Consider the following 7284-nt stretch of genomic DNA (forward strand, 5'->3'; position numbering starts at 1 on the left):
CCTCGTCTCGGCGATCACGGTAGGCGGCACCATCGTCCTCGCCGCGCTCGCCGCCTACGCGATCTCCCGCAACTGGCACCGCCGCTTCTACGGCTGGTCATCAGAAGGCCGCCTTTCCGCGCGAGACGCGCAGCTGCACGAGCGCGATCACGAGCGCGATGAGGAAGAAGATCGTGGCGTTGGCCATCTGGTAGGCGTAGTCGCCGCTGGTGAATCCGGAGAAGATCGTCATCGCGACGCTGCGGGTGGAGGTGCCCGGTCCGCCGTCCGTCAGGCCGACGATGATGTCGTAGGCGTTGAGGAAGTTCTTGAAGCCGATGACGAGGTTGATCAGCACGTAGCCGGCGACCAGCGGCAGCGTGATCGAGCGCAGCTGCCCCCAGGCGGAGGCGCCGTCGAGGGCGGCCGCTTCGTAGACGTCGCCGGGGATGGAGAGCACTCCGGCGATGTAGATCAGCAGCGCGGAGGGGACGGCCTGCCACGCGGTCACGACGACGATCGCGATCCACGCGAGGTCGGGGTCCGCGAGCATGCTGCTCGCGAGCGGCGTCGCTCCGACCGATTCGGCGAACGCGGGCAGCGAGTTCGAGAAGAGGAAGTTGAAGACGAAGGCGATGATGATGCCCGAGACGACCATCGGCAGCACGAACACCGCGCGGAGGGCGACCTTCCCCCGGATCTGCGCCGTGAGCGCGATCGAGAGCAGGAAGGCGACCACGTTCACCAGGAGCACGGTCACCAGCGCGAATCCGACGGTGAAGCCGTAGGAGGCGAGGATCGCGGGGTCGGAGAAGAGGGCGGCGTAGTTGGTCAGCCCGATGAACCGCCAGTCGCCGAAGCCGATCGAGTCGGTGAAGCTGAAGAAGATCCCCATCAGTGCGGGGAGTGTGATCGCGAGCGTGAAGAGCACGAGCGCGGGCAGCAGGTAGAGCAGGAACGTGCGGTCCGAGCGGTGCCGCTTCGGTGCTCGCGCCACCGGGCGGCGGGGCGCGGCGGTGCGCTCCGGGGCCCGGACAGGGGTGGAGGTGGCCATGGGTGTCTCGTCTCTGAGAGGGGTCGGATCAGGAGCGGAAGGCGATGCGCGCCCAGTCGGCGTCGATCGTCCGGAGGGTCGCGGCCGGGTCGGAGCCGAGGACCATGCCCTGCACGTAGTTCTGCAGCGGGATGTTCTGCGGCACGAGCTGGGAGGCGCCGAGGCTGAACGCGGCGCGGTCGTAGAAGTCCTGGAGCTCGACGAGGGTGGGCTGCTCGACGGCGGGGGCGTCGGTGGTGACTCCGAAGGCGTTGTTGTCGGCGTTGTAGGCGTCGATGATCTCCGGCTGCATCAGGAAGGAGAGGAACTCGCGCGCGGCCTCCTTCTTGCGGGAGGCCTCGGGGATCCACAGCGCGAGGTCGACGTTCACGCGGACCCGGCGCTCGTCCGGGTCCTCCGTCATCGGCAGGGGGAACGCTCCGACGGAGAGCTCGGGCGCGGTCTTGGCGATCTCGCTGAGCGCCCACGGCCCCTGGAAGTACATGGCCGCCTCGCCGCGGGAGAAGGCGAGGTTGCCGTCGCCGTAGCCGCGGCTCGCCGCGTTGGGGTTGGAGTAGGACGCCACCTGCAGCATCTGCTGCATCGGGTCGGCGAAGTCCTTCTCGAACGAGACGGGCGAGCCCGGGCCGACGTCGGCCCCCTGCTCCTTCAGTCGTCCGAAGAACGCCTCGAGGTCGACCGTGCCTCCGACGGAGTAGTCGAACAGGCCCTGCGAGACCGTCCACGGATCCTTGTAGGTGCTGTAGATCGGCGTGATGCCCGCGGCGGTGAGCGCCTCGCAGACGGCGACGAACTCGGACCACGTGGTCGGCACCGCCAGACCCTGCTGGGCGAAGATCTCCCGGTTGTAGAGCACCGCCGCCATCATCAGCGAGTACGGCAGGACGCTGGTGCGGCCGGGGTAGGCGGCCGTCTGCTCGATGAGGGGCTGGAGGTCGGGGTTGATCCGCGCGGCCTCCGGCATGTCGGACAGGTCGCTCAGGGCACCGCGCTCGACGAAGCGGGCGACCTCGAAGTTGTAGTTGAGGCAGCCGAGGTCGGGCGGGCTGCTGCGGACGAAGCCGGCCGACAGGTTCGAGGAGAAGTCGTGGACGACCCGGACGCGCGACTGGGCGGCGTGGAAGCGCTCGATGACCTCGTCGAAGTACCCGATGACCTCGGGCTTGGACTGGAAGAAGGTGATCTCGGTCACGCCGGAGGAGCCGGACGGCGATACGCAGCCCGAGAGGCCGAGGGCGGCGGCGCCGGCGCCTGCTGCGGCGAGCAGCGATCGCCGGCTCAGGCCGGGAGGGGTGTGAGGGGGCACGTCGTCGTCTCCCGGGTGTCGAGGGAATAGTTGCTTCTCCCACTAAATCTAGTGGCAGAATCTAATACGGGATGTACTGTTGCAGCCGATCCCGCCCGGGTCAAGAGGGAGTGTGCCGATGGCCGAGAGCACCTTCTCGTCGCAGCGACGACGCAGCGCCCTCGAGGTCCTGGACGGCGCGTTCAGCGGGGATCCGTTCACCGCCTCCGACCTGATCGCCGCCACGGGGCTCACCCGGTCGACGGTGATCGCCGTCTGCGACGACCTGATCGAGCTCGGCTGGCTCGAGGAGCTGGAGAACCAGCGCGCCGCCGGCGACTACGTCAAGGGCAGGCCCGCCCGGCGCTACGCCCTGCGCCGCCTGGCCGGGGTCGTCGTCGGCGTGGACGCCGGGCAGCACAGCATCGACGTCGTCGTCTCCGACCTCCTCGGCGGCACCGTCGCGCGCCGGGTCGAGCCTGTCGACCACGAGCGGATCGAGGACCTCCCGCACGAGCGCCGCCGCGCCGACATCGAGCGGGTCCTCGACCGCGCCCTCCGTGAGGCCGGAGTGGACGACTCCGCCGTACTGGCCGTCACGCTCGGCGTCCCGGCCCCGGTCGACGCCCTCGGCGCCTCCCCCGCCGACGCCAACGGCTTCTGGGCGGCGATGAACCCCGATCTGATCGAGCACTTCTCCGCCCGCGGCTGGTCGCCCGTGGTCGACAACGACGCGAACCTCGCCGCCCTCGCCGAGGGCTGGCGGGGCGCGGCCGTCGGCTGCGACGACTACCTCGCCCTGCTGTCCGGAGAGCGCCTCGGCGGCGGCGTCGTCCTCGGCGGGACGCTCCTCCGCGGTGCCCGCGGGCTCACCGGCGAGATGCGCGTCCTCGACCTCGTCGAGGGCGTCGGCTCGGCCGAGGGTCTGGCCCTGCTCGCCCGCACCTGGGCCGGAGAGGAGCTCGCCCGTCGCGATCGCCCGGCCTCCCTCCTCGACCGGTTCGAGCATCCGGGCGCCGAGCAGGTCCTGGACGCCGCGCTCGCCGGCGACGCGCTCGCCGTCGCGGTGGTCGACCGCCTCGCCGACCGCCTCACCCGCATCGCGGCGGCCCTCGTCAACCTGCTCGACGTCTCGCTCCTCGTCGTCGGCGGAGCGCTCGCCTCCTCCGCCGGCCCCCTGCTCGCGGAGGTGTCCGACCGCCTCGCGTCCCACGTGCACGCCCCGGTGCCGCGACTGCTGCCCTCGACCCTGGGCGACCGGGCCGTCGCCCTCGGCGCGGTCCGCGCCGGGCTCGACCGGGTGCGCGCCGATCCGCTGGCCCTCCGGCTCCCCGAGCGCGCGCTCGACGCCCGGGCCGGCTGACCCCTCAGCTCCGGAACGCCCGCGCGATCAGGAGTGCCGCCAGGAGCACCGCCGCTGCGGCCGCCGTGGCCGCCGGGAGGGCGAGCAGGAGCAGCAGCGAGACCGCGGCCGAGGCGAGGGCCGGGCTGCTCGCCCCGGCCGCTCCGTGGTCGAGGCGCCGCACGATGGTCGCCACCAGCAGGGCGGCCACGGCGAAGGCGAGCAGCGCGTCCGCGTCGAGGATCACGACCGCGAGCACGGCGACCAGGCAGAGGACGAGCTGAGCCGCCGCGGGCACGCCGGTCCTGCGGTTCCTCGTGGCGAGCACCGCCGGGATCTCCCCTGCGTCGGCGAGACGGACGAGGGCGCGCGCGTCCCTCCTCCCGAGGTCGAGGAGCGCGAGCAGGACCGCGATCACGGCGGCGGCCCCGACGAGCCCTGACGCGGGCGTGCCGCGGGTGACGGCGCTGAGAGGGGTCTCCGAGGCCGCGAGGACCTCGGGACCGGCCGCCAGGAGCAGACCGGTGCCGAGCGCAGCGGCGGCCGCCGTGGCGATCCCGATGCGCAGCAGGGCGGGTCGCAGACCCGTCACCGCGCCGGAGCGGGAGGTCGGCAGGAGGATCAGGAGCAGCGCCGCGGCGGTGCCGGCTCCCAGCGGCCCTCCGTCGCGCAGCGGGTCGAACGGCGCGGGGTCCGGAGGGGACACCAGCACGATCACGGCGGCGGCGGCCAGCAGGACCACGACAGCGCCGACGAGGAGCAGGACCGGGCGAGCGGGGAGGCGCCCGCCGCGCAGACCGAAGAGCGCGACGGCCACGAGCAGCAGGACGGCCAGGGGCCGGGCCGCTCCCCCGAGGACCGACTGGGCCGCGGTCAGGGCCAGCGCGGCCGAGGCGAACGCGCGGCCGACGATCCCGAGCCACTCCGAGGAGGGACCGTCGTGGACGGTGCGCCCGGCGTCGGCGACGGCGCCCAGAGCCGCGGAGGCCGCGGCGACGGCGAGCCCGAGGAGCAGCCACCAGCCCGCCGCGGCGGCGGCCGGCGACCAGACCAGGAAGACCGCCGCCAGGGCGAGGGTCGCATCCGAACGCTGGGGCACGGCCTCACCCTAGGCGGTGGAGCCGGAGCGGGACCCGGGTGCGCCGTGCACGGCGCACCTCGAGGCGCGGGGTCCTACGCGTCGCCGTCGAACATCGACGTCACGGAGCCGTCGTCGAAGACCTCGTGGATGGCGCGGGCCAGCAGCGGAGCGATGGGCAGGATCGTCAGGCGGTCCCACGTCTTCTCCTCCGGCAGCGGCAGAGTGTCGGTGACGACGACCGAGTCGATGAACTCGGAGCTCAGGAGCTCGACCGCCGGGTCCGAGAAGACGGCGTGGGTGGCGGCGACGACCACGCCGATCGCGCCCGCCTTCTTCAGCGCCTCGGCCGCCTTCGCGATGGTACGGCCGGTGTCGATGAGGTCGTCGACGAGGAGGCAGACGCGGCCCTTCACCTCACCGACGATCTCGTGCACGGACACCTGGTTGGCGACCTTCGGGTCGCGGCGCTTGTGGATGATCGCCAGCGGGACGCCGAGCTTGTCGCTCCAGATGTCGGCGACGCGGACGCGGCCCATGTCGGGCGAGACGATGGTGAGGGTCGAGGGGTCGAGCTTCTCGCGGAAGTGCTCGAGCAGCACGGGCATCGCGAAGAGGTGGTCGACGGGGCCGTCGAAGAAGCCCTGGATCTGCGCCGCGTGCAGGTCGACCGACATGATCCGGTCGGCTCCCGCCGCCTTGAAGAGGTCGGCGACGAGCCGGGCCGAGATCGGCTCGCGGCCGCGGCCCTTCTTGTCCTGGCGCGCGTAGGGGTAGAACGGCGCGACCACGGTGATCCGCTTGGCGGAGGCGCGCTTGAGCGCGTCGACCATGATCAGCTGCTCCATCAGCCACTCGTTGATCGGGGACGTGTGCGACTGGAGGACGAACACGTCGCCTCCGCGGACCGACTCGCCGTAGCGGACGTAGAGCTCGCCGTTGGCGAAGGTGCGCCCCTCGGTCGTGACGAGCTCGGTCCCGAGCTCGGCGGCGACCGCTTCCGCCAGTGCCGGATGCGCCCTCCCCGAGACGAGGACCAGGCTCTTCTTGTTGCTGGCGGTGATGCCGGTCACTGTGCTCCGCTTCCTCCGGTGGGCGCCTGGTCGGATCCGGTGGGATCCGACGCCAGGGCCGCCTCGGCGGCGTCGGCCGCTGCGGTGCCCGGACGGTGGGTCTGCACCCACCCGGCCATGTTGCGCTGCGGAGCGACGGTGATCCCGAGGGCTCCGGCGGGGATGTCCTTGCGGATGACCGTGCCGGCGCCCGTGTACGCTCCGTCACCGATTCTAACGGGGGCGACGAAGACGTTGTGCGACCCCGCACGCACGTGGGAGCCGACGACGGAGGACGCCTTGCTCACCCCGTCGTAGTTGGCGAAGATCGAGCCGGCGCCGATGTTCGACTCCTCGCCGATGACGGCGTCGCCGACGTAGGAGAGGTGCGGGACCTTCGATCCCTCGCCGATGACGGCGTTCTTGGTCTCGACGTAGGTGCCGATCTTGCCGCGGGCGCCGAGCACGGTGCCGGGGCGGAGGAACGAGAACGGGCCGACCTGGGCCTTCGCGCCGATCACGGCGAGCGTCGCGTCGGAGCGCTTCACGACCGCGTCCTCGCCGACCTCGCAGGAGTCGAGCGTGGTGTCCGGGCCGATGACCGCGCCGGTGGCGATCACGGTCGGGCCCTTGATCTGCGTGCCCGGGAGGATCTCGACGTCCGGGGCGAGGACCGCGTCCACATCGATCCAGGTCGTCGCCGGGTCCTGGATCGTGACGCCCTCGAGCTGCCAGCGGCGCACGATGCGCGCGTTGAGCTCGAGCGCCGCGTCCGCGAGCTGGGCGCGGTCGTTGATCCCGGCCACGAGCCACCGGTCCTGCACGGGGACGGCCTCGATCGCGCGGCCGGCGGCCTTGAGCGCGGCGGCGGCGTCGGTGAGGTACTTCTCCCGCTGGGCGTTCTCGGTGCCGATCGCGCCGATGACCGAGCGGAGCGCGGCGGCGTCGAAGGCGTAGACGCCGGCGTTGATCTCGGTGAGGTCGAGCTCGTCGGGGCTCGCGTCCTTCTGCTCCACGATGGAGGCGAAGGCTCCGTCGCCGCCGCGGACGATCCGGCCGAAGCCGGTCGGGTCCTCGAGCACGCAGGAGAGCATGGTGAGCGCGTTCGCCGCGGCGAGGTGCTCGTCGACCAGGCGGCGGAGGGTCGGTGCGTCCAGCAGCGGGACGTCGGCGCTCAGCACGACGACCGTGCCGGCGAAGGACTGCGGGAGCGCCGCGAGGCCCTGCTCGACCGCGCGGCCGGTGCCGGGGGTCTCGTCCTGGTCCACCACCAGCGCGGAGGGGGTGTGCTCGAGGACGGCCTCGGCGACCCGGTCGCGCTCGTGGCGCACCACGGTGACGACGTGCGCCGCGTCGAGCGAGGCGGCGGTGTCGAGCACGTGCCCGAGCAGCGGCCTCCCGGCGAGGCGGTGCAGGACCTTCGGGGTGCGGGACTTCATGCGGGTGCCCTGGCCTGCCGCCAGGATCACGACGGCGAGCGTGCTGTCTGCCATG

6 protein-coding genes are annotated in these 7284 nt (G+C 72.4%); 1 reads left to right on the forward strand and 5 read right to left on the reverse strand.

The genetic code is table 11. From position 1 onward, the window contains the following. Nucleotides 1–100 precede the first annotated feature (100 nt). Complete coding sequence (locus tag C5C24_RS17140; RefSeq protein ID WP_104280778.1) at nt 101–1033, reverse strand: carbohydrate ABC transporter permease; 933 nt, start codon at nt 1031–1033, stop codon at nt 101–103. 28 nt (nt 1034–1061) lie between these two features. Beyond that, entirely contained in the window at nt 1062–2339 is a 1278-nt protein-coding gene (locus tag C5C24_RS17145; RefSeq protein ID WP_104305544.1) for an ABC transporter substrate-binding protein, read from the reverse strand. Between the two features lie 118 nt (nt 2340–2457). Between C5C24_RS17145 and C5C24_RS17150 the strand changes: the two genes are divergently transcribed. Continuing rightward, nucleotides 2458–3681 (forward strand): ROK family protein, encoded by a 1224-nt coding sequence (locus tag C5C24_RS17150; RefSeq protein ID WP_104280780.1) that lies wholly within the window; start codon nt 2458–2460, stop codon nt 3679–3681. 4 nt (nt 3682–3685) lie between these two features. On the opposite strand, the gene C5C24_RS17155 is transcribed toward C5C24_RS17150, so the two are convergent. From C5C24_RS17155 to glmU, 3 genes are all read right to left on the reverse strand, one after another. Next, on the reverse strand, nt 3686–4759 hold the full coding sequence (locus C5C24_RS17155; RefSeq protein ID WP_104305545.1) for a hypothetical protein: 1074 nt from the start codon (nt 4757–4759) through the stop codon (nt 3686–3688). Between the two features lie 74 nt (nt 4760–4833). After that, nucleotides 4834–5811 (reverse strand): ribose-phosphate diphosphokinase, encoded by a 978-nt coding sequence (locus tag C5C24_RS17160; protein ID WP_104276388.1) that lies wholly within the window; start codon nt 5809–5811, stop codon nt 4834–4836. Beyond that, the gene (gene glmU, locus C5C24_RS17165) at nt 5808–7283 is read right to left on the reverse strand and encodes a bifunctional UDP-N-acetylglucosamine diphosphorylase/glucosamine-1-phosphate N-acetyltransferase GlmU (RefSeq protein WP_104276408.1); all 1476 of its coding nucleotides are present in this window, start codon (nt 7281–7283) and stop codon (nt 5808–5810) included. Before glmU ends, C5C24_RS17160 begins: the two co-directional genes overlap by 4 nt. Nucleotide 7284: the final 1 nt, after the last annotated feature.

Source organism: Rathayibacter sp. AY2B3, from assembly GCF_002931755.1.
Lineage (GTDB): Bacteria > Actinomycetota > Actinomycetes > Actinomycetales > Microbacteriaceae > Rathayibacter.